The organism is Exiguobacterium sp. s140 (assembly GCF_018617035.1).
In the GTDB taxonomy this organism is placed as follows: Bacteria; Bacillota; Bacilli; order Exiguobacteriales; family Exiguobacteriaceae; genus Exiguobacterium; species Exiguobacterium profundum.
Genome location: NZ_JACSJK010000001.1, coordinates 773,441 through 794,129 on the forward strand (window position 1 = coordinate 773,441; position 20,689 = coordinate 794,129).

At 46.3% G+C, this 20,689-nt stretch carries 22 protein-coding genes and 1 other annotated feature; of the genes, 9 read left to right on the top strand and 13 right to left on the bottom strand.

The features are described 5' to 3' along the window. Positions 1-36 precede the first annotated feature (36 nt). The 4 genes from KNO61_RS04015 to KNO61_RS04030 all read right to left on the bottom strand — a co-directional run bounded on the left by KNO61_RS04015 (position 37) and on the right by KNO61_RS04030 (position 3,963). Positions 37-1,542 (bottom strand): PH domain-containing protein, encoded by a 1,506-nt coding sequence (locus tag KNO61_RS04015; protein ID WP_078146902.1) that lies wholly within the window; start codon positions 1,540-1,542, stop codon positions 37-39. Next, the gene (locus tag KNO61_RS04020; RefSeq protein ID WP_214872647.1) at positions 1,539-2,066 is read right to left on the bottom strand and encodes a PH domain-containing protein; all 528 of its coding nucleotides are present in this window, start codon (positions 2,064-2,066) and stop codon (positions 1,539-1,541) included. The genes KNO61_RS04015 and KNO61_RS04020 overlap by 4 nt, the downstream gene beginning before the upstream one ends. 65 nt (positions 2,067-2,131) lie before the next feature. Then, positions 2,132-2,803: a WGR domain-containing protein gene (locus KNO61_RS04025; protein WP_214688745.1), complete on the bottom strand. Its 672-nt coding sequence runs from the start codon at positions 2,801-2,803 to the stop codon at positions 2,132-2,134. Between the two features lie 68 nt (positions 2,804-2,871). Beyond that, positions 2,872-3,963, bottom strand: a complete 1,092-nt coding sequence (locus KNO61_RS04030; RefSeq protein ID WP_214731449.1) for an FUSC family protein — start codon at positions 3,961-3,963, stop codon at positions 2,872-2,874. Between the two features lie 175 nt (positions 3,964-4,138). Between KNO61_RS04030 and KNO61_RS04035 the strand changes: the two genes are divergently transcribed. Both KNO61_RS04035 and KNO61_RS04040 read left to right on the top strand, forming a co-directional pair. After that, entirely contained in the window at positions 4,139-4,759 is a 621-nt protein-coding gene (locus KNO61_RS04035; RefSeq protein ID WP_214731447.1) for an NAD(P)-dependent oxidoreductase, read from the top strand. Positions 4,760-4,775: 16 nt separating this feature from the next. After that, the gene (locus tag KNO61_RS04040) at positions 4,776-8,162 is read left to right on the top strand and encodes a dynamin family protein (protein ID WP_214872648.1); all 3,387 of its coding nucleotides are present in this window, start codon (positions 4,776-4,778) and stop codon (positions 8,160-8,162) included. A gap of 139 nt (positions 8,163-8,301) precedes the next feature. Here the strand turns inward: KNO61_RS04040 and KNO61_RS04045 are convergent, their stop codons facing one another. From KNO61_RS04045 to KNO61_RS04065, 5 genes are all read right to left on the bottom strand, one after another. Next, positions 8,302-9,282: a Gfo/Idh/MocA family protein gene (locus KNO61_RS04045; RefSeq protein ID WP_214731437.1), complete on the bottom strand. Its 981-nt coding sequence runs from the start codon at positions 9,280-9,282 to the stop codon at positions 8,302-8,304. A gap of 9 nt (positions 9,283-9,291) precedes the next feature. Continuing rightward, a complete protein-coding gene (locus KNO61_RS04050) occupies positions 9,292-9,774 on the bottom strand; it encodes a GNAT family N-acetyltransferase (RefSeq protein WP_214684315.1) in 483 nt (160 codons plus the stop codon). A 73-nt stretch (positions 9,775-9,847) separates the two neighbouring features. Then, complete coding sequence (locus tag KNO61_RS04055; RefSeq protein ID WP_214872649.1) at positions 9,848-10,516, bottom strand: hypothetical protein; 669 nt, start codon at positions 10,514-10,516, stop codon at positions 9,848-9,850. Positions 10,517-10,522: 6 nt separating this feature from the next. After that, positions 10,523-11,203: a hypothetical protein gene (locus tag KNO61_RS04060; protein WP_214731433.1), complete on the bottom strand. Its 681-nt coding sequence runs from the start codon at positions 11,201-11,203 to the stop codon at positions 10,523-10,525. A gap of 99 nt (positions 11,204-11,302) precedes the next feature. Further along, on the bottom strand, positions 11,303-11,671 hold the full coding sequence (locus KNO61_RS04065) for a PH domain-containing protein (RefSeq protein ID WP_214872650.1): 369 nt from the start codon (positions 11,669-11,671) through the stop codon (positions 11,303-11,305). 118 nt (positions 11,672-11,789) lie between these two features. On the opposite strand from KNO61_RS04065, the gene KNO61_RS04070 reads away from it, so the two are divergent. The 5 genes from KNO61_RS04070 to KNO61_RS04090 all read left to right on the top strand — a co-directional run bounded on the left by KNO61_RS04070 (position 11,790) and on the right by KNO61_RS04090 (position 14,587). After that, positions 11,790-12,995, top strand: coding sequence for a cation:proton antiporter (locus tag KNO61_RS04070; protein WP_214872651.1), 1,206 nt, complete (start codon positions 11,790-11,792; stop codon positions 12,993-12,995). Positions 12,996-13,094: 99 nt separating this feature from the next. Further along, a complete protein-coding gene (locus KNO61_RS04075; protein ID WP_214872653.1) occupies positions 13,095-13,391 on the top strand; it encodes a hypothetical protein in 297 nt (98 codons plus the stop codon). Between the two features lie 25 nt (positions 13,392-13,416). Next, positions 13,417-13,887 carry a helix-turn-helix transcriptional regulator gene (locus KNO61_RS04080; RefSeq protein WP_214781078.1) on the top strand — a complete coding sequence of 157 codons (471 nt, stop codon included), beginning with the start codon at positions 13,417-13,419 and terminating at the stop codon, positions 13,885-13,887. Beyond that, positions 13,880-14,164 (top strand): hypothetical protein, encoded by a 285-nt coding sequence (locus tag KNO61_RS04085; RefSeq protein WP_214872654.1) that lies wholly within the window; start codon positions 13,880-13,882, stop codon positions 14,162-14,164. The genes KNO61_RS04080 and KNO61_RS04085 overlap by 8 nt, the downstream gene beginning before the upstream one ends. Positions 14,165-14,182: 18 nt before the next feature. Further along, positions 14,183-14,587, top strand: a complete 405-nt coding sequence (locus tag KNO61_RS04090) for a nucleoside 2-deoxyribosyltransferase (protein WP_214872655.1) — start codon at positions 14,183-14,185, stop codon at positions 14,585-14,587. A gap of 97 nt (positions 14,588-14,684) precedes the next feature. Here KNO61_RS04090 and KNO61_RS04095 read toward each other — a convergent pair whose 3' ends face one another. Beyond that, positions 14,685-16,337 (bottom strand): M3 family metallopeptidase, encoded by a 1,653-nt coding sequence (locus KNO61_RS04095; RefSeq protein WP_214872656.1) that lies wholly within the window; start codon positions 16,335-16,337, stop codon positions 14,685-14,687. Between the two features lie 150 nt (positions 16,338-16,487). Here KNO61_RS04095 and KNO61_RS04100 point away from each other — a divergent pair, with 150 nt between their 5' ends. Beyond that, positions 16,488-17,423 carry an IS30 family transposase gene (locus KNO61_RS04100; protein ID WP_214872657.1) on the top strand — a complete coding sequence of 312 codons (936 nt, stop codon included), beginning with the start codon at positions 16,488-16,490 and terminating at the stop codon, positions 17,421-17,423. Positions 17,424-17,434: 11 nt separating this feature from the next. Here the strand turns inward: KNO61_RS04100 and KNO61_RS04105 are convergent, their stop codons facing one another. Together KNO61_RS04105 and KNO61_RS17470 are read right to left on the bottom strand one after the other, a co-directional pair. Next, positions 17,435-17,872: a hypothetical protein gene (locus KNO61_RS04105; protein WP_214872659.1), complete on the bottom strand. Its 438-nt coding sequence runs from the start codon at positions 17,870-17,872 to the stop codon at positions 17,435-17,437. A gap of 152 nt (positions 17,873-18,024) precedes the next feature. Next, on the bottom strand, positions 18,025-18,435 hold the full coding sequence (locus KNO61_RS17470) for an amidase domain-containing protein (protein WP_353047662.1): 411 nt from the start codon (positions 18,433-18,435) through the stop codon (positions 18,025-18,027). Positions 18,436-18,649: 214 nt separating this feature from the next. Then, positions 18,650-18,903: a binding site (T-box leader), on the top strand. A gap of 58 nt (positions 18,904-18,961) precedes the next feature. Between KNO61_RS17470 and KNO61_RS04115 the strand changes: the two genes are divergently transcribed. Beyond that, a complete protein-coding gene (locus KNO61_RS04115) occupies positions 18,962-20,194 on the top strand; it encodes an MFS transporter (RefSeq protein ID WP_338032482.1) in 1,233 nt (410 codons plus the stop codon). Between the two features lie 64 nt (positions 20,195-20,258). Here KNO61_RS04115 and KNO61_RS04120 read toward each other — a convergent pair whose 3' ends face one another. Continuing rightward, entirely contained in the window at positions 20,259-20,618 is a 360-nt protein-coding gene (locus KNO61_RS04120) for an NUDIX domain-containing protein (RefSeq protein ID WP_214688767.1), read from the bottom strand. Between the last annotated feature and the right edge of the window lie 71 nt (positions 20,619-20,689).

Consider the following 20,689-nt stretch of genomic DNA (forward strand, 5'->3'; position numbering starts at 1 on the left):
TCGCACTACGCGACTGGGCTCGTCGATAATCGGGCGTTAACCCGGTGTTTTCATATCTTCCTCTACCGTATAGCGAGAGAACCAGTGCAACATGGCTTCTGCCTCTTGCTTCGGGATGTCCTCGATCATCTCATTCGACAACAAGCCACCCCGTGTCGAGAACAGGACGTTACATACATCGAAACGGCGTTGGAGCGGTGTCTGAGTCACTTGGACCTGTTCGATTCGCGGCTTGTCCGTCAAGAATGAACTGACGTTGAAGGCCCCGGTCCGCAACTCAATGAACTGACCATTACGAGCGTAACGCGTCGTCACATAGCTCAACAGTCGACCGCCGATGATGATGGCCCACAACAGGACGAGCCACCAGGCGTAATCGCGGAAGAAGTACAGAACGACACCCGAGACGAGGATTCCGACCCAGCTGATGCGTAGCAGTTTGACCCAGAGCGAACGTTTTGGCAAGCGATGAAGCGTGTCAGACCACACGAACTGGTCGAAGTGCTCGTTTAACACGGTCATCGCCCGCTCCCGTTTCACGAACGGGAGGATGGTTGACGACTCGTCTTTCAAGTCGTCCATCGTCCCGGCCGCGACGAGTTCGACACCTACGATGTTGAACCAGCGCCGGATGAACGTCTCTTTGACCCGGACCGCTTGAATCTTCTCGTATGGGATCTCTTTGGCGGAACGGTTGAGCAGTCCTTTCTCAACGCGGATGCGGTCCCCGCGTCGTTCGAGCCGGAAATTCCCGTACTTCAAGAAGTTGATGACCATGCCGATGACGACCGACAACATCAGGACCGACAAGACGAGCAGACCGATCGCGATGATTGACGCGTGGACGACCCAATCGCCGATCGTATCGAACGTGCCATCGAGATTGATGAAGTCATCGATCGACGAGATGATTGTCGAAGCGACCGGGAAGATGGCGAATACCGATAGTGACGTCAACGAGGCGATGATGATCTCTCTGGTCGAGAGGGCGTACAGTAAACGGCTCGCCGGTTTTTCAATCACCACCTGTGTTTCGGTCGCGTCTGTCTCCCCTTCTGCCGGTACGTCGGTTTCGGTCTTCCGGTGACGGACCTGGTCGAGGATGTCCTCGAGCCGTTTTGCCTCATTCGGGAAGACGCCCGACAATTTGAACGAGGCGTCGTCACTGTTCGCGTTCGTATCGAACGTCAATTCGACGACCCCGAGCAGCCGGTACAGGAATGGGCTGTTCGAGTGGACGCTCTGAATCTTATAGAGCGGCAACGACTTCTCTTTCTTGATCCAGTTACCGTCGATGACATATACCGTCTTCTCGTCGAGCGCATAACGGAAGTTGAGCCAGCCGAAGAACTTCTGCAAAATATCGAGCAAGAGGAACAGCAGAATCCCGACGCGCAGGATGATACCGAACGTCGAACTCCAGTCATTGTTGATGACGAACAACAACACGAGCGGGATGATGAACGACTTGATGACCTCTAAGACACGCAACAGCAAGACGCGACTCGGCAGGCGATGCCATGTGAGGGCGGCTTCCGTCATATGACATCCTCCTCCTCGATGCGGGCATAGACCGCAATCTGTTCACGGAGCGACTTCGCGAACGATTCTTCAATCGCGTAGATGTCATGTGACCCGGCGGCCGTACCGATTGTGATCGTCTGCAGACCGTACTTTCGAAGCAGCGGTCCTTGTTGGGCGTGGACGTATTGTACTTTCGTCATCGGGATCAACACATCGTGCGTCGTGATGATGCCGTGATGCAGGCGAATCTCGAGTGGTTTCACGTCATACGTGAACTGCTCTTGCTTCCACTTTTGGAACCAGATGAGATCAATCAGGCTATAGACGACATCGATGACAAGTAGCACGATCAAACCAATCTGTATCCAAGTCGACCAGTCGAACCAGTAAGCGGCCGCCACGAGAGCTCCTGTGACGAGAAGTCCGATGAGATAAAAAATCGCACTTGATAACCGAAAGACCGACCGTGCCTCAATCGGAAGCGTTCCGCTGATTCGTTGTGGTGTGACACCTTCTTCAGGTGTCGGTGTTGTTTCTGACATGGTGAATCCCCCTATCGTTCATATGTATCTGTCTCTATTGTATACGTGTTTCTTCTCGAAAAGTTTCAGGATTCGGTCGGGAATGTACTTAAGCGTGCGTATAACTCATCAAATATAGACTGATCCTCTATTTCGAAAGCTTGTTTTAATCGATGGATGGCTGCTAACCCTGCCACTTTCAAATCATCCGTCAGCTTTCCCGTCATTTTTATGGAAGCAAACGCACCCGCGACGATGACTTGATCACATGTATAGGCATATTCATACGTTGACCAATCTTCTGGACCGGAAACATCTCGATCAATCCAACTTTCAATTAAGGCGTAAGCGTATGAAAGATAACAAAGGTCTCTATCCTTTCGGAGCACTTCTTCGTACATAGCCAATGCATCGGCTCCAGCATCATTCCCGAACGGAGCATATTCTTCCGTACAATCCACATAGAATTCATCGTTGAAACATTCCTGATATTTCGGATGAGAGGTCAGAAAACTCGGTCCAACTTCCGGGTCATCCACATACATATGTTTGTTCCAATCAAAAGGGGATTCAACATATCCTTTTCTCAATTTTTGACGAATGAGTTTTTCCGCTTCTTTCATACATTCCGAATCGGATTCAAAAGATTTTACTTGTACCTTTCCGATTGTCCCAATTTTTCCGTAGTTTACAGCAAATTCATCACCTATAACGATGATGTTCCAATACTTTGTGATGTGTTGAAAAGACTTCTTCATCCTCAATGCCCTCTCTTCTATACGAAAAATAACTCTCTTAAAAAACGAGCCGAATATCGGCCCGATTCTCAGTCTTCAAAAAACCATTTCTTACGTGGTTCCACTTTTAGGTTGTCTCCATGTTTCTTCATTTCAGTGACAAGGTAGCGTTCGAGTTCATTCATTGCTTTGACCCAGTCAGTCATCGTCGCCACGAGCGGCACGACGATGAGAATGAGTTCTTCCTCTTCTTCTCTCATCTTCTCAATCATTAACTTCGCAAAGTCAAAGTTCTCATGGATGAGATCCTCTTCTCGATCGATGAGGTGCTCGTTCTCGAGCTCGTAGGCTGAAAACAGACGCTCATGTCGCCGCAACAAGTGACGAATGTGGCGATACAGCTCTTCGCTCAATTGTGGAGGAAGTTGTTCAATCGTATGAAAATCATGATCGAGCTTCTCGATGACATGGAGCGCGGCACGGTTCGTCTCAATCATTTTAGACTTCAGGACAGCTCGACGGAAGATCGGGGTCTTCTTCTCAAGCCATCGATTCGCTTTAATTTCTTCTTCAAAATAGGCATACGTTTGTTTTGAGTCGCTATGCAACTTTTTCGCCTCTGGTAACGAGTCGAATGAGGAGCGGCCGCCTTCCGTCTCCGCAAACAAGCGTGCGATCCGAACAACCATTTGAAATGTGTCGGTGATTTGGGCTTCGAGTTTCCGTTCGTAGCGAGGTGGGAACAACAGTGCATTCACAATCAATGCGACTGTAATCCCCATCATAATGAGTAGATAACGTTCACCCGCAAACACCCACACTGGCATATCCGACTGGCTCGCCCCTTCCATGATGAGAATCGTCGTCAAGATGACGGTCCGTGTCGTCGATTCTAAATTTAAAAAGAGAAGAATGGAGATGGCGATGATGATGACGAATCCGATAGCGATTGGTGTCGGATTCGGAGTGAGTAGCAGAAATAAGACGGAGAGTAATGCTCCAATCAGGTTCCCTTTCATCTCTTCAATTAATCGTAGTCCGGTCTGATAGACAGACGGAAGCAGTGCGAGCGATGCGGCCAGTGCCGGGACGACGATTTGTTGGAATTGAAATGCCTCGGCAATCAGCAAGACGATTGCGACCGATAGTCCGGTCTTAATAGTTCTAGCCCCAAATTTCATGTAGTGGTGCCTTCCTCTCTTACACCTGTCATATGTATTTTTTGCCTTCTTCTTCAATTCTAAAACGTACCATATTCTTTTCAAGTGGAAATGAACCATTTCAGGCAGTTTTGTGAACGCTTCCGTGTTATGATGGCGTTGGATATTTCTTTCATCTTGATGGGGAGGGGTTTACTTGTCAACAATTGCTTTATTCGGCGGAAGTGGCCGTACAGGGGAACGGATACTTGAGCGTTTATTAAATCAAGGACATGACGTCAAACTTTTAACAAGACATTCGATGGATTCTAAGGAGGGTGTCAACCAAATCATCGGAGACGCGACGGACCAAGCAGCAGTACGAGAAACGGTTCAATCTGCAGACGTCGTCATCTCGGCGTTAGGGACGGACAAACAGAACGTATTGTCTACATTCACACCACTCGTGATCGAAGCGATGAAACAATTTAAGGTAACACGCATCATCACGGTCGGGACCGCCGGCATCTTACAGGCTCATGATAGCGACAACTATCGCTTTGAAACGAAAGAATCGAAGCGTACGATGACAACCGCAGCCGAAGATCATGCCCGTGCTTATGAGTTATTACGGGATTCAGGTTTAGCCTTCACAATCATATGTCCGACTCAACTGATCGATGAGCAATCGGACGGAGACATCATCATCTCAAAAAAGGTATTAGGCACGAAACAATCAGGTCCAATCTCGAGGAACGATGTCGCCGATTTAGCAATGGATTGTTTAACGAATGATGCATATGTCGGACACCGTGTCGGCATCACGACGGAATCATAATTAGGGGATGGGAAACATGCACGAACAACGAGAACAATTAGCACGACTCGCTTTAACGTTTGAACAAGAGGAGATGACGGACGCTGCACGACTCGCTCGGACAGCCCTACAAAAAGTAACGAATGAAGAAGTATGGATTGCCGTCTGTGGTCACTTCTCAGCCGGGAAGTCGACATTGCTCAACGACTGGCTAGAGGACGGATTCCTTCCGACAAGTCCGATTCCGACAAGTGCCAATATCGTCACGTTGCGGGGTGGAGAATCAGCGGCAGCCGTCGCGATCAATGATACGGATTGGATTTCATTAGACGCTTCTTCCCTATCAAACATCAGTGACTATTGCAAAGTCGAGGAAATTAAGGAAGTCGAGTATACGATTGACCGATTCCCGTTTGATGAACACGTCGTGTTGATGGATACGCCAGGGATTGACTCAACGGATGAACGACATCGCCAAGCGACGGAGCGCTCGCTCTTCTTGGCCGATCACTTGTTCTTCATGATGGACTACAACCATGTCCAATCGGAACAAAACATCGGGCTGATGAAACAATTTAGCCGGGAAGGTCGTCCCTATTCCATCATCATTAACCAAATCGACAAGCATGATGAGGATGAGCTTTCCTTTGTGGACTTCAAAGCCTCATTGACGAAGGCGTTCCGTCATCATGACATCATACCAAATGACACGTTCTACATCTCACTTCGTGATTTGAAGCATCCACATAACGAAGTCGAGCGCTTGCGGTCGTATGTGCGACAAGTCATCACGGACTCGAGACAGCAGCAAGTCAAGCATGCGGATGCATTGATTCATACGCTAGTCCACCGCAACGAAACATCGATTCAATCGACGTTGGATCAATTGCCAACTTATGAAAAGAGTCCGAAGGAAATGCAGTCACGTCTACATCGCCTTGAAAAGAAACGGGCATGGTGGACATCATTCCGTCGCGAATTTTTCAAACATCAGGCACCAATCGTCGAAAGTGCACCGATCATGACTTATGAGTTCCGTGAGTTATTACGCTCTTATCTCGAGAGTTGTTCTCCTTCTTTCAAGGTCGGACTATTGTTCTCGAAAGAGAAGACGAAGCAGGAACGAGCTCGTCGTGAGGAAGTGGCCGCCAAAGAGTTCAACCGTCTGATTGATATGAACTTACGACCGCACCTCGTGAAGTACGCGGAAGACATCATCCGAGATTTGAAACTTCCAGAGACCTTGCTACCGAAAGGCGATGTCCTCCCGATTGCACCGAGCTCACTCATCACCGAACAAGTGAAATCCGGCGCATCCCTAAGTGGTGACACGGTGTTACAGTTCAGTCGTGACATCGAGACGGCCCTTGCGTCATGGGTGACGAAAGTATCTGAACCTTGGGTCCATTCGACGGATACGTACATGAAAGCGGAAGTCGACATGCGCTTGGAACAATTTACGACTGAAGAGGAAGCGTTGTATGAAGCGCTCGATACGGAAGCGTTACGGATTCGTCTTTCGAACCGTCTGAATGCTATCGGTCAATATGAAGTGTTGCAACTTGATTCAAATCAGTTAGATCAGTTGGCCGTTCGAAACTATGTCGACGCGACGTACCTTCCTGAAAAACAGTCGAATGTTGTTGAATCAGAGGTTGCATCGACGTTGATTTTAGATGATGATCAGGACTTGTTTGATTTTAATTTTTCTTATGAGAATGCGGTATGTGAAATATTAGAGAGTCACCCATTGTTCCGCTCCCGAGTCTCGACATTACGTAAGAAAATCGAACGTGCGAAGCATGAGCAATATACGTTCGCCATCTTCGGTGCGTTTTCGGCCGGAAAATCGTCGACCCTCAATGCCCTTCTCGGGGAGACGGTATTACCGACGTCCCCTAACCCATTGACGGCATCCATCACAAAGATCGTCCCGCCGAACGGACGGACGAATCGAACGGCATCGATCACCTTCAAATCACACGATGAACTCGAAGAAGAGTTACAAGGTTATGGGACTTCCCTCACCTCGCTCGATGTCGACCACCCGTTCGTCAATGCGGTAAAAGCGGCACCGCTCGATTATCTCGGACAAACGGAAATCGTCGACTATGACACGTTCTGCGCGTTCGTCGCACAAGAAGAGAAAAGCTGTATCGTGAAAGAAATCGAACTATATCTCGACTCCCCTTGGGCACGACGTGGTATCGTCTTCGTCGATACGCCAGGTGCCGATTCACAGTTCAACCGACATAGCGAGGTACAGTTCGGCTACATGCGTGACGCGGACGCCGTCTTGTTCGTCACGTATTATAATCATGCGTTCACGGAAGCGGACCGGGAGCTCGTCATTCAGCTCGGACGGGTCCAAGGGACGGGAGATCACGAGATGTTCTTCCTCGTGAACGCCTCTGATCTTGCGACAGATGACGAGGAGCGGGATGCGGTCACAAGCTATGTCTCACAACAGTTGACCGCGCTCGGTGTTCGGAGACCAAGCGTTCTCCCCATCTCAAGCCGAAACGCCATGCAGGGGGATGACGAAGGATTCGATCGATTCGTCTCAACACTTGAACGCTATGTCGACAAAGACCTTCGTCTCGCCAACGCGATGCGTATACAGGAAGAAACGACAGCGCTACTCGCTGCATTTGATCGTGTTTTGAATGAAGCGAAAGAAGACGCGTCGGCGAAAGAACATCGTCGCCAGCAGTTAATCGCTTTACTCGAGAACCCACCGGCACTCGATGTGTCAGCACTCATCGATTTGTTTGACCGGGAAGCGAAAGAACTCCTCGCCCATCTCGAGACGCGTTCGCTCCTCCGCCTCTCGGACTTCGTCAAGGAAACGTTCCATCCGGTCGAGGTCGATGGGTCAAGGAAGAGCTTGGAGCGTGCCCTCGGACGGACACTCGATAAGTATGCCTATGACATCCAGCAAGAGCTCCAAGTGTTCCAATATCGGTTGGAGCGATACGTTAAACGCGAGTTCGTCGCCTTGGTCGAACGATTGACAGAACGTCAAGCGTCTCTCCTTCCGACGCTTGAATTCGACCGAGATCTCGGCGTGGCATGGCTACGAGAGGCTATCGAACCGATTCATCTCGAGACATCACCCTATCAGTCGGTGTTGAAGCGCTATAAGAATGCGAGTCAATTTTTCGAGGGAGACGGACGGACACAACTGAAAGATGAGTTGACCTCACTGCTTCGCGATATGATTCGGTCGCGTCTTGAAACGATTCACTCGAAACAAGTCGAGCGGGCCAACGAAGAAATCAAGAAATCCGAAATCGAGATTGAACGAGAATGGTCGACTCAAGTGACGGAAATCGCAGATGCAGAGCTCAGCATGTTGACGGACAACCATTCCTTTGATGAGATGCATGAACGTCTCGAGTCGCTCAGAAAGGAAACCGTATGAGTACGTTACTACTAATCGGACTCATTCCCGCTGTCGTTATGACGATTGTCTTGGGACTCTTCCTGAGATATCTCTATTTGAACAATGAATAACAGGAACGGTCCTTGATGTTCACATGACATCAAGGACCGTTTTGTACTTATTTGTCCGCCGGATAGACCACGCCAAGCTGTGTTCGAACGTTCGTCATCACATCAGCAAGACGAACCATGTCTGTTGCTGAATGCGCAACTGTCTCTAAATTCCTAGCTTCGATTGCTCGCACAAACGTTTCGATCTCATAGGACATCGAAGCATTCTGTGATTCTGATACGATTTCTGACGTGCCCTCCCGTAACTCTAGACGGACTTCATCGCACGTCGCGATATCATTGATGACGATACGCCCTTTTTCTCCGATGATCTCAGAAGGCGTCGATGTCGCATGAATCTTCGAGTGCATGACAATCACATCAAGGTCATCATAGGAGAGAATGACCGTTCCGCTCCCGTCCACTCCCGATTCTAACGTAACCCCGCTCGCCTGGACTTCATTCGGCTGACCGAACAGTTTTAAGGCAGGTCCGAGGAGATAGACACCGAGGTCCATCAACGAGCCGTTCGAAAACTCAGGATTGAACGTGTTTGGATTTTCCCCGTTCTTGTACAGGTCGTATCGTGAAGAATACTGTGATTTATTGAAAACGGCCCGACGCACCGGAGCAATTCGCTCCATCGCCTGTTGAACCCGTTCAAGGTTCGGCATGAACAGATTTCGTAGTGCTTCAAGTAAGACGACCTCGTTCTCCTTCGCGACTTCAATCATACGAGTGACTTCCTGGACGTTCGAGGCGAGCGGTTTTTCACAGAGGACGTGTTTGCCATGCTGCATGAATAAGATGCTCTGTTCGGCGTGAAGTGAGTTCGGGCTCGCAATATAGATGGCATCGATGACATCACTCTGAGCCATTTCTTCAAGTGACGTGAACGTATGTAAGATGGAGTGATTTTCTGCGTATTCTTTAACACGTAATTCCGTGCGCGAGTAGAGTGCTGTCACTTCTACGTCATCCAACTGATTGATTGTGTCAATAAACCAGTCTGTGATGAAATTTGTACCAATGATGCCGAAACGAATCATGTGAATTCCTCATTTCTGTTCTTTCAGTTTTTTGATGAGTAAAATTTCATCCAATAATGGAATCTTATCATATCCGACATGTGGGATTGTCGCTTTCAGTTTTCTTGCCCGCGTCACCGCATCATGAATGATTCGTTCTAGACGATAGCCACGACGTTGATAAAAGCCAAGCGCTCTCAAATTATCATTGGTTGTGATGACGATTAATTGCTTAACTCCGTGCTGCATACCAATTTCTTCAACAGCATGGAGTAAGTGAGAGCCGATCCCACTATTCTCTATCAGACTATCAAGAGATATGATTTCTACTTCTTCATCCCGAATAACATACGTAACAAGACCGTGAATTTGATTTGTTTTCATGTAGACAAATCCTTCGAGCTCTGCACAATCGTATGTTCCCGAAGAAACGACCATTTGAGTTGAACCCCAATGTTTAACAAAAAAATAGCGGATATCTTCTTGCATACAAGTATTGATTGGTACAATCATTTAGTTCATCCCTGTCTATATATGATTAAAAATACGGTATTCGAAATATATTTCAAGCTAATATACTCTCTTATTATTTGGTTTCATTCTGAAAGACTTCGGCACGTCTCCTCTCCTTAATCAGCCAACGATAAGTCTTTTCCTCATTTCCGACATAGGCTACACCGTTTTCAATAGTCAACGAGGAACAGTCAAGGAGATGACGTGGCATCGGATAAGAGTCAATCCGTCCGTCCACTTGGACATGAACGAGACGACCGTCGATTGAAGAGATGACCCACACCCCCTTCTTTGATGCACACATCACGTCACAATCATGAAGGACCGGGGCATTTCTGACTTCTTGATTATAGTGAAAACGTACGGTTCCCTCTGTTGAGAAGCAGACGAGTGCCTCGGTCGAGATCCCTTCTCCAAAGATACCCTCGTCCCCATACCCGATCCAGATTCCCGTTTCATTTATAACGACTACTGCAATCGCGTTACCTGCGTGAAATGAATGTTTGATGTCTCCGTATGCATCTAACACCCACGCATTGATCGGTTCTCCTTCTAACGTAAACGCCCAGATGAACAAGTGATTCTCGTCAATGATTCGAATACCTGCCACATATTCATGCCGTTTGAAGTCTATGTTCAACCCATTCCAATGGATGTAGAATTGATGATTGGTCTTGACCAAACGAGCGGAACCCATCGGCTTCCGCGTATCGGAATCAACCACCTCTATTTCATCGTTCATACACAATCACCCCTTACCGTCTTCGAATCGCTTAAACTCCAACGCTGCTCGAAATTGTCTAGATTCTTCATCACTCACCACTTCATCTATATATCTCGATTTCCAATAAGGCGAAAGGTCCAACTCTTCCACTCCGATTCGCTTGAACCAATCCAACACCGTCTCATTCGATTGATGTCTTGATGCAATCGGCAAGTCCAGATTGAACTGGATGAGCGCATTCCGAACCGCATTATCGGTCCATTGAACCTCTTTGGATTCCACAAATCCATTTGCTTTAGCCTTACGCCCTTTTCGTTTTACGGTGCCACTCGAGAAATCAATAGTCGAGACGACACGCTTTCTTTTCCGTAGCATGCTGAGCGTCAAAATCAGGAGAACAATCAAACCCCCAATAAGGAACCATAACCAGTATGAATTTCCCGACTCGGTTACTGTCCCTCCTGTTTCGAACGTATAGTCTAAAAAGTCATTCTTCAAGAATTGAAAACCCTCATCATCTTTCAGACGAAACTTCCCTCCATATTCATCACTGCTGGCTCCGTCCTCTCCAGAAAAAAGAAGCACGATTCCACCTTTTGTCGGGTCGTGAAACCATTCCCAAAACAGTCGGACCAGATAGATGGATCCAGTCACCAACATCAAACTACTTAACATGACCATCAATAATCGGATTGAAAATCGCATCGTAACCTCCGTCACACATTATGTATGATCGTATCATGTATGATAAGAGATTGTCAGAAAAATCCAAACGAAAAGACCGAGAACTCTCGGTCCACTGCTTTACAAAATTGCTTCTGCGAGTAATCTGTCGAACTTACGCACATCCACTTTTTTATTTAGATTGATTTTGATCGTTCCGGCTCGAGTGAACAGTTGAACTTCTGAGTTCAAGTCGAACATTCTTCCCGCATTCTCCGTCGAGTACATATTGATTGAGTCGTACGGAAGCGAGTACACCTCTATCTTCTTCCCTGTGAGCCCTTGCGCATCGCGGACAATCAGACGTTTGTTCGTGAAGACGGCGATGTCACGTACCGTCTTGTAGGCAGCGACGGCCCGCTCCCCATCGATGAATGACTCCGTGATATCATTCGGCACCTCACACTCTGAATAAAACGTCCACGACAAATCACCAATCGGGTTTCCCATATCGATTCCTCCCTATATGAAATGAATGTACTATCCCTATATTCCACAATTCTCGTTTGATTAGACCTTGAATGGGAAGATAGTGTATAGCAACTTGATTGTAGAGGAGGACGTCGTCATGATTGCGCAACAAATCATCACATTGCTACTGATTGGCTATCTCATTTATTTGATTGATTCAAAACGAAATTACTTCCCTGTCCCGGTCATCTTGGTCTTGATTGGGATTGGTCTTTCATATATCGCCTTTTTTGATTCGGTATTCATTTCAAAAGATATGATCTTCGAGGTGTTCCTACCAGCACTTCTGTTTACATCGGCTTATCAGTTCAAATACAAAGATTTGAAAGACAATATCGGGATCATCACGATATTGAGTACGGTTGGTCTTGTCTTGACCGCCATCCTAATGGGATATGGCACGTTTTGGATCAGCGAGCTCTTCACCCCGCTCAGCCTGACCGCCTCTTTCTTATTGGCGTCCATCTTGATTCCTACCGATCCCGTTTCCGTGACGGCCATTTTAAAGCGGAGTAAAGGTGAGAAGCGGATTGCGGATGTTGTCGAAGGTGAATCGATGGTGAACGATGGGACAAGTGTCGTCATCTTCACGATCTTTCTCAGTATGTTCGCGACAGGAGAACAGTTCTCCACGCTCAACTTTTTAACTGAATTTTTAATTGTGTCAGCCGGAGGAATCGGCATCGGCTTCATTTTTGGATTATTACTTAAAAAATTGATGATTGTCAGCTTTAAAAAGCATGAGCTCGTCATGTTGACGATCGTCATCGCATACGGGGCATTTTATCTCGCCGACGCGCTAGAAGTATCGGGTGTCCTTGCGACCGTCACAGCCGGAATGATGCTTTCTCATGAGCTCGGCATGAAAGAGGACTACGAATCGGTCCACCGTCACTTGAATGGATTTTGGGACATCGTCATTCCGATATTGCTCGCTCTCCTGTTCTTATTGATTGGAATCGAGGCGACCAGCTATTTGTCTGTATCGCTCTGGACGCTCGCTGTTCTTTTATTCTTGCTTTCGCTTCTGACCCGTTTCATCGTCGTCGGCGGTCTCGTTTATACCGTTCCTGTATGGCGTAGAGAATTTAAAGACGATTTAACGGCGACTTCATTACTCACGTGGTCAGGAATTAAAGGAACGATGTCGATTGCCCTCGTCCTCTGGCTAGAGGCAGAGAACATTAACGGCTCGAGCGAAATGATATCTCTCGCGTTTGCCGTCATTTTACTCTCTCTGATCTTACAAAGCATCGGTGTCTACCCATTAACGACCTATTTAACGAATAAACATGACGAGTGACGAGACCCTTCCTTAGAGAAGGGTTTTTTTACATTCTGAAATTGACATCGCCCACTTTTAGTGTAAAATTACACTTGTAATATACTGGGAGGTGATTCGTTGGAAAACACTTCAACACCATCCGCTGCCATCTCTACGGGGATTGTGACCGTCCTGCTTGCACTCATCGCTTCGTTTCTGACTCCATCGTTCTTGAAGGTTGGCATCATCTGGGATATTGTTGCGTTCTTAGTCATCGGGATTTCGACATTCAGTTTTACATACCATTATTATCAATCAAAACGATTGACCTACTGGCAATACATTTGCTGTTATATCATCGTCTGCCTGCTCTTATTTATCGTATTTCTCGGAATCTCGTGGATTTTGATTTTCATAAGCTCAGCGACGCTGTAAATCAGACAAACAAGAAGGAGCACTTATGCAAAAATCCGAATTTATTGAACAAGTCTCTCGAAAAATGAAATTGATTCGTATCGAATCTCAGTATTCACAGGAAGAGATGGCGAACTTACTCGGTATTTCAAAAAAAACGCTTATCCAAATCGAGAAGGAGCGGAATGAAGCGAGTTGGTCGACGATTGTGACGCTATGCGCCTTGTTTAACGAAAGTGAGATTCTCATACACTTGATTGGTGACGACCCCGTCGAATTCGTCAAACTGATTGCGACCGAGAACACTTATGAGCCGAAAGAAAAAACACTCGGCGGACGCGTCTTTTGGCATGCAATCGAGTCAGGTCCACATTACACCCTTCAACAAAATATCATCAGCGGACATTATCGGATCATCGATCTCAACCATGTGAGGTGGTACAGCACGTTTGATGCAGAGGATGCCGAACAGGTAAGGTCGAAGTTGGAACATCAACGAGAGGGATTAAATGACTAAAAAACGTAAAGATTTAATGATAGCTTTAATCCTCATCATCTTCACAATCAATTATTTTTGGTACGTTCCAAGCGTGACAAGTGGCACGATTGGATTCATCGGCACAATCATTTTACTCGTCCTCTCGTCGATTTTTACCACACGCTTGATTCAATCATACGTTTCACTTTCTTTGATGAAATTCGTCCTAATTAGCGTGATTTCTTTCTTTGTACTTTGCTGCTTGTTGATCATTTTATTTTATGTTGTGGCTCTTTACCAGATGAATCATCTATAACGAATTGGAGGTTTTCACATGCGATTTTATGTCGGTTCAAGCTTTTCAAATATCGAAGAAGTACGGTTCATGCGTAATGAGCTGATTGCGCTCGGTCACACCCATACATATGATTGGACTCAAAACGAACGTGCCACATCGATTGATGCATTACGCTCGATTGGCGAAGAAGAGGTTTCTGGAATTCAATCAGCGGACTTTGTCGTCATCCTATTGCCTGGAGGTAAAGGCGCACATGTTGAACTCGGGATTGCTATCGGGACGAATAAACACGTTTTCCTATACGATTTGGGGGATCAGATGATGAATATGGAGGAGACGAGCACGTTTTATCATGTGAATGCGGTACAACGCTTGGAGAGACCGTTCAACGCCCTCCCCTACCAAATTCAAGATCGATTGAAGCTCTCTAATCACGTTTGAGCTGATGCCCTCTGTTCTCACGAAATCGAGCCGGGTTGTAGCCTACCCATTCCGTGAAATGCTTGTTGAGTTAATCTATATTTAATAGGTACTTAGATTAATCAATTCTACCCAATTGCATCGCCAAATGTTGAATTTCAGCATTTAAGAAATCAGTCAACTCGACTAATTCTTCCTCAGATGGAAACAAGGATACGCCTGCTACTCGATAAGTATCAGGAATCGAAGCAGTACCACCTAAAGCTAATGCATTCTTATATTTGTTCAGAGTGTCCACTGGATGTTGCCTATACTGCATATACATGCGAAGTGCAGCAATCTGAGCAAGCGCATATTCTATGTAATAGAAAGGTGTTTCAAAAAGATGAATCACGCGCAGCCACTCTTTTCCTTTCAAATCACTCACATCGCTCCAATCAATCAAATCAGTCTCATATTGATCGACTAAGCATTTGAATATTTCATCAAATGTGTCCACGTTCTTTTCTAAATCATATAGATTATGTTGAAATTGGTCCACGATGAAAACACTTGGTAAAAATTCGATGATTAATCGAAACTGTTCTAGTTTAACTTGAATGAAAGCTCGTTCATCTGAAAAGATTTTTGTCCATTGGTCCATCGAAAATAGCTCTAGGGACATGGCTGCGAATTCACCGACTTCAAACGAAATGGTCTGCGCTTCGAAAAATAGGTGTTGCTGTGAGAGATCATGGTGGATGGCGTGACCCATTTCATGTATTAACACAATGTAGTCATCAAATCCACCGAATCGGTTCATAAAAATGAAAGATGACCTTGAGTCGGGTAAAGATTCACAAAATCCACCTTCCGCTTTATTCGGTCGAGGCGTTAAATCGAGATGGCCCTTCGCACAGATGTCCCTAAAAAGCTTTTCAAAGTAGGGATCGATTTCATTCAAGATTCGTTCCGTTCCACTGATTAAGTCATGCAACGAAACGGATAAATCGTGATGATTCGAAAAGGGAGAAATGAATGAATCCCATGGCGAAAGTTTCGATTTCTTCAATTCCTTTGTCTGTAGTTGCTGGAACGAGCGGCGAAGTGGCTCAAAATGTCTACTCACTTGATTCGCAAATCGTATACAATCCTCGGCATCATAATCCAGACGACCTAGCTTCATAAAGGCTAGTTCACGATAACTCTTAGCGTTTAATCGTTGTGCCTGATGTTCCCGATTTTGAATAAGACTTCTCAAGCATTCAGTGATGTCAGCTTCTGTTGAGACATACGCTTTATAAATGAGCGTAAAAGCCTGTTTTCGGATGGATTCGTCAGCATCGTATAGGTCTCCATGAAGTTCCGCAATCGACTTAGAATGATCTGTCGGGTCAGTCAATTGACCGATTATTTGCAAATACTTCTGTATAAGTTGATCCTCTTCGATCAATAAATCAACATTCTCTTCATGATAAAGATTCATCCGATTTCGCATTAGGCGCGTCACGTGATCCTCATCCTTAATAGACTGTAATATAATTCGTGAAACATGTCTTTTCAGCTCATTGAGTGCAGGTTTTATTACGGTTTGAACATGATGTTGTCTTTGATTTGCTTCTTCACAATCGCTGTGTCGCTGTACGTCAATGTAACTCTTTGTGACGTATTCATCATATCTCCCGATCAATATCGAATGTTTCGATATGAAGCCATCTAACTGATTGGAATCAATTTTATGAAAAGTCGCAAGTACTTGGTTCGTCTCTTTTATCTCTTTATAGTCGATCAACACTGCACCTCGATTCTTCGTTAGCTTTCTATATTATAGATGAATTATAAAATTAAGTGCGACACCCAAACGTGAACACAAAAAAGCCCATGACGCTCTCCTCGTGTAGAATGAAGTCACCACAACACACATTCAAACGGAGGAAATCGCATGAGCTACACCCATCTTACCACAACGGAACGCGTGAAAATAGAGACCTATCTGGAGCTCGGGATGTCCATCCGGTCCATCGCGAGACGGCTCGGGCGACAGCCCTCGACCGTCTCGCGGGAGATCAGACGGAACCCAGACTACGTGGCTGAACGTGCCCAGAAACGCTACGAGAAGACGAAGACCAACTGCGGCGCCAAAACGAAACTCGATGACACGATGCGCCGGACGATCGTCGAGAAGCTGCGTGCGACCTGGTCCCCGGAACAGATCGTCGGCCGTCTCTACACAGAGAAAATTGCCTTCTCCACCATCTACCGATGGATCTACGCGGGACGGATCGACGTGCCCCTGACCGTGCTCCGCCAGAAGGGGAAACGTCAAAAGCCGACCGAGACGCGCGGGCGCATCAACATCGGACTCCCCATCTCGAAACGGCCGCCAGAGGTCAGGGGGCGCCGGACGTTCGGGCACTGGGAGCTCGACACCGTCGTCTCCGGACGAGGGAAATCGAAGGCGTGCGTCGCGACGTTCATCGAGCGGAAGAGCCGGTTCTATCTCGCCCTGCCGATCGCGGACCGCACCGCGGCCTCGATGGAGGGGGCGATCCATGCGGTGCACGTCGCCCTCCCGGACGGCACGTTCGAGACGGCGACGACGGACCGTGGCAAAGAGTTCAGCGGTCACGAACGCATCCAGGCGTCGCTCGGCGTGCCGATGTATTTCGCCGACCCGTACGCATCGTGGCAACGGGGGAGCAACGAGAACGCCAACGGGCTCCTGCGCGAGTTCTTCCCGAAAGGAACAGACTTCGCGCAGGTGGCGCACGACGCACTCGCGGATGCGCTCACCAAGATCAACGGGCGGCTGAGAAAATGCCTGAACTGGAAAACCGCACACGAGGCCTTTACCGAGGAAGTGTTGCGCTTAATTTGACAAACCGTCTATTAAATAAAACTAGGGAAGACAAAATACCGATTTTTAGGGTTCAGAACAATCGTATCTTCATGGTTCCCTTCTTTATCTTCCCACTGAATAGTCAATTCCACTTTTTCATCCTCACTTTTAAACATTGGTTCCCAAGTGTGAATGAAGATGGTGGAATTCTTTTCCCCCGTCAGGTGTTCGCTGGTATTCTCAAGCTCATGGATCAGCTCACCGTCTTTAGTGAGTTCAACCCCAACTAATGTAGCATCGTTTTCACCAAGCCAGTACACGTAACCTGTCCAGTCACCTTTTGGAGCATTCGACTCTCTATTATATTCTGCTTCCCATTGTTTAGAATTCCCGATCCATTTAGGAGGTTGATTTATAGATAAAATGATCCAGATTGCTAAGATCGAAACAATAGATAAAATAGTGTAGGTGATCTTTTTATAGTTCATATAGTCTCCTCAAATTATCAAAGTCCTTATAAGACTTTATTTAATTTTAATTACTCTAAAACTAAGGGGATCATTGCCTCGGTTTTTGAAGTCTTGGTTATAATAATTGGCTGTATTAGAAGAAATATATACAGTTCCATTAGCTTTTCTATTTACGACAACCGAGTGAAACCATCCATTTTTACTTTTAAATTGAATGACATCTCCAACGTTTGCATTACTAATGATGGTGTTTTGTTAGTACTAGTTGTGGCGCTCATGCCTTTCTTTGTCCAATACGAGTAGAAATCCGTCACTCTTACCCATGAGGTAGATGTCTTATCTCGCATATAGCAACTATTAGACCCTGTGCAATCCATGTAGTTGTCATTAAACCAATACGTGGTCGTTTCAAGCATACCATTTTTTACAGGCGATGGTTTTACTTCCGCTTTTCCACCAGCGTGAATCGCATGTGAAACAAAATTAGTACAGTTTAAATTATAACGTTTATAGTTGGGATTGGTTTTGGTTACATATTGCCTTGCATAATCAGCCACTTTAGTTCTGTTGTATGTAGCCATGATGAAGAACTGAGGAATTTTTAGCGCTTCCTGTTCTTCTAATTCTTGTTCAAATTCTTCATTGGCAATATCACGAAGCTTAATATCTTCCTTTAAATTTTAATTATCCTAAATCTCTTTGATTTTTCATTCATGCAGGAAAACTTTTGTTTTTATACGATGAATTGTTGTTTCCAATTTTTTCATAATGTGCTATCCTTTTAAAAATGATCTTACAAACGCGATGAAGAGAACAGTACATCAATGAATCTTTCGTAGAGAGCTCCGTTTGGTGAAAAGGAGTAAAGAACGTTGATCGAAACAAGCCTCTGAGCAGCGCTATGGAACTCACCCCGAGGGATGTGGCGACGGGAACTCCCGTTATAGAGTTGAGGTATAGTCCGATTCATTCGGCAGTACCGAATAAGGTTCGTGCGGTGACGTGCGGACGAACAGGGGTGGCACCACGATGAGAATCTCGTCCCCAAGAATTCGTTCTTGGGGGTGGGATTTTTTTGCGTTCCGAAAGTGATCAAAAATAGAAGGAGTGATTGACTTGAATTCGTTTCGAAAAACCTCTGCGCTACTGCTCGTTAGTGTCGGAATCTCAAACCTTGGTGCCTGGATATACTTCATTGCGCTCAACTTGATTATCTTAGAGATGACTAAATCCCCTTTCGCCGTCTCGATTCTCTATGTATTAGTCCCGCTCGCCTCGCTCGTCTCGAATCTTTGGTCAGGTAGCCTGATTGACCGGGTCGATACGAGACGACTGATGATGTTACTGGATGGTCTGCGTGCGTTCCTCGTATTCAGCTTAGGCTGGATTGATTCACTGTGGCTCATCTACGGGATCGTCTTTCTTCTCAATGTGATGAGCTCGTTATTCGAATCATCGAGTCTGGTCTACATGACGCAACTCGTACCTGCCTCGAACCGACAAAAGTTCAATGCGATGAAGAACTTTGTACAGTCATCCGGGTTTATTCTAGGTCCGACGATTGCAGGACTGCTCTTTCTAGTCGGGAGCCCAACATTTGCGATTTTCGTGAATGCGTTCGCACTCATCGTCTCGGTCAGTATGTTGTCGCGCCTTCCGTCTCATCATCGAACAGAAGCGTCGATTGAACCATTCTCTGTAAGTTTCATTATCGAGGATTGGAAAATGGTCGTACGATTTGCATCAAATGCCAAATACGTGACGCTCATCTATGGATTGTTCTGTGTCATGACCATCTTCATGTCTGGGCTCGATTCCTTGGAGGCGTCATTCGCGACCCAAGTTCTTCACTTGTCTGAGAGCCGATATGGGTTTCTCGTCAGTATCGCTGGGATTGGGATCATCTTTGGATCACTCATCAATTCAAGATGGAGTCACCGCTTGTCCTTATCGTTTTGTATCGGATTCGGGGCGATCATGACACCAGTCGGCTATCTCCTATTCGCAAGTTCATCCTCGTTCACAATGGCTTCCATCGGATTTTTTGTCCTGACATTCGCGCTTGCCTTTGCAAATACAGGATTCTTATCATTCTATCAACACCATGTCCCGGTCGAAATCATGGGTAGGTTCTCTGGCGCTATCAATGTGGCAGAGTCGCTACTCGTCATCCTACTCACATTTGGGATTGGACTCCTTGCCGAAATGATTGGGATTCGCCCGGTCTATCTCGCATTCTCGATTATCTTCTTTCTTGTTGGTTGTTACACCATACATGTCATGCGCGACCGTTCGAAACGGGAGTATTTCAATCACAATCAAATCGAAGAAGTGTCTTAAGTCATGAGCCGGTCGTTTTTATGCGACCGGCTTGTTCGATTCGATGAATCGCTTCGATGATTTTTCATCTTACACTCCACTGTTTAATCAGCTCAAAATCCTCTGGAAATGCAAGTTCCAATCGCTCTATTTCATGGTTCGACCACCAATCGACTTTATCGATGTCCGAGTCGATAGTTGCGGTAGCCAACCGCTCCTTACACGTTGCCAAAAAATAGTGCGTTTCGACTTGATAACTTGAGATGATGGCTCGTTTGATATGTAATCTTTGATTAATCGAAATGCGATAGCCCGTTTCTTCGAACACTTCACGCTGGCAACATTGTTCCGGCGTTTCTCCTTCTTCTAGACCGCCTGATGGTAAACTCCATTGTTGTACGTCACGATTCTTTACGAACAAGACTTTTTTTCTTCGTTGATGCATAAAGCAGCTGATCCAATCCACTGTTTCATAGTCTTATTTCCCCCTTTTCATTTTTCTGCTTGCAGGTGACG

Bases quoted from the DNA above. Each gene is read 5' to 3' on its own strand.
- KNO61_RS04085 (WP_214872654.1), top strand. From the start codon at position 13,880: ATGACTAAAAAACGTAAAGATTTAATGATAGCTTTAATCCTCATCATC.
- KNO61_RS04120 (WP_214688767.1), bottom strand. From the start codon at position 20,618: ATGCATCAACGAAGAAAAAAAGTCTTGTTCGTAAAGAATCGTGACGTA.
- KNO61_RS04065 (WP_214872650.1), bottom strand. From the start codon at position 11,671: ATGGGAAACCCGATTGGTGATTTGTCGTGGACGTTTTATTCAGAGTGT.
- KNO61_RS04020 (WP_214872647.1), bottom strand. From the start codon at position 2,066: ATGTCAGAAACAACACCGACACCTGAAGAAGGTGTCACACCACAACGA.
- KNO61_RS17470 (WP_353047662.1), bottom strand. From the start codon at position 18,435: ATGGCTACATACAACAGAACTAAAGTGGCTGATTATGCAAGGCAATAT.
- KNO61_RS04040 (WP_214872648.1), top strand. From the start codon at position 4,776: ATGCACGAACAACGAGAACAATTAGCACGACTCGCTTTAACGTTTGAA.
- KNO61_RS04015 (WP_078146902.1), bottom strand. From the start codon at position 1,542: ATGACGGAAGCCGCCCTCACATGGCATCGCCTGCCGAGTCGCGTCTTG.
- KNO61_RS04030 (WP_214731449.1), bottom strand. From the start codon at position 3,963: ATGAAATTTGGGGCTAGAACTATTAAGACCGGACTATCGGTCGCAATC.
- KNO61_RS04060 (WP_214731433.1), bottom strand. From the start codon at position 11,203: ATGCGATTTTCAATCCGATTATTGATGGTCATGTTAAGTAGTTTGATG.
- KNO61_RS04055 (WP_214872649.1), bottom strand. From the start codon at position 10,516: ATGAACGATGAAATAGAGGTGGTTGATTCCGATACGCGGAAGCCGATG.
- KNO61_RS04050 (WP_214684315.1), bottom strand. From the start codon at position 9,774: ATGATTGTACCAATCAATACTTGTATGCAAGAAGATATCCGCTATTTT.
- KNO61_RS04045 (WP_214731437.1), bottom strand. From the start codon at position 9,282: ATGATTCGTTTCGGCATCATTGGTACAAATTTCATCACAGACTGGTTT.
- KNO61_RS04070 (WP_214872651.1), top strand. From the start codon at position 11,790: ATGATTGCGCAACAAATCATCACATTGCTACTGATTGGCTATCTCATT.
- KNO61_RS04025 (WP_214688745.1), bottom strand. From the start codon at position 2,803: ATGAAGAAGTCTTTTCAACACATCACAAAGTATTGGAACATCATCGTT.
- KNO61_RS04105 (WP_214872659.1), bottom strand. From the start codon at position 17,872: ATGAACTATAAAAAGATCACCTACACTATTTTATCTATTGTTTCGATC.
- KNO61_RS04100 (WP_214872657.1), top strand. From the start codon at position 16,488: ATGAGCTACACCCATCTTACCACAACGGAACGCGTGAAAATAGAGACC.
- KNO61_RS04080 (WP_214781078.1), top strand. From the start codon at position 13,417: ATGCAAAAATCCGAATTTATTGAACAAGTCTCTCGAAAAATGAAATTG.
- KNO61_RS04090 (WP_214872655.1), top strand. From the start codon at position 14,183: ATGCGATTTTATGTCGGTTCAAGCTTTTCAAATATCGAAGAAGTACGG.